The organism is Bartonella sp. AA2SXKL (assembly GCF_042197205.1).
In the GTDB taxonomy this organism is placed as follows: Bacteria; Pseudomonadota; Alphaproteobacteria; order Rhizobiales; family Rhizobiaceae; genus Bartonella.
This window is the reverse complement of the sequence record NZ_JBHIRN010000087.1, coordinates 1-846: the sequence shown is the minus strand read 5'-3', so window position 1 is coordinate 846 and position 846 is coordinate 1. Positions and strand designations below refer to the sequence as shown.

General features: G+C 37.9%; 1 protein-coding gene. It reads left to right on the top strand.

From position 1 onward, the window contains the following. Positions 1–846, top strand: an 846-nt coding sequence (locus ACFINS_RS09915; protein ID WP_375706167.1) for a peptidyl-prolyl cis-trans isomerase, incomplete at both ends; no start/stop codon positions are given.

The following is an 846-nucleotide window of genomic DNA, read 5'->3' as shown; positions in this document are numbered from 1 at the left end:
AACTCGCTGATTTTATAAAACCCAAAGATATCTCAGAAGATGAGGTAAAAAACTATTATACACAAAACTCCTCGCGTTTTATAACTCCTGAAAAACGCACGATTGAAGAATTGCGTTTCCCTACACGCGAGGCTGCAGATAATGCAGTAAAAAAAATAGCCGATGGATTAAGCTTCGATGACTTAGTTAAAGCTGAAAACAAGACTCTCAATGACATAAAAAAAGGGCCTTTCACAGAAAATGAACTTCCTAGTTATTTATCCTCTGAGATTTTTGAACTTAAACAAGGACAAATCAGTGCTGTAATCAATGATTTACAAGGTCCTGTTATCATTCGTGTTACAGATATTACACCTGCAGGCCCCATTCCCTTTGAGAAAGTAGAAGACAATATTCGTCAAACACTTGCTCAAAATCGTGCTGCTGATGATATACGTAACAGTTATACGGAAATTGAAAATGCACGTTTTGAAGGTGCTTCTTTCAAAGAGCTTGCTGACCAATATAAATTACCCTTGCGAACAATTACCCTTGATAAAACAGGAAAAACAATTGAAGGCACAATACTTACAGATCTACCCCAAAAAGATCTTTTGCTTAACTCCATTTATCAATCAAACGAAGGAGCTGATCTTGATCCACTCTCTCTTCCAAATGGTGGGTATCTCTGGTACAAGATCAATACTATCATCCCTGCGCGGGATAAAACATTTGAAGAGGCAAAACAAGAGGTCATTGCCCAATGGAAAAAAGAAGAAATCCAACGCCTTCTTGATGAAAAAGCCAAGGACGCTCTCAAACAGCTCACTGAAGGAAAAAGTCTTGTTTCTCTCGCACATATACTTG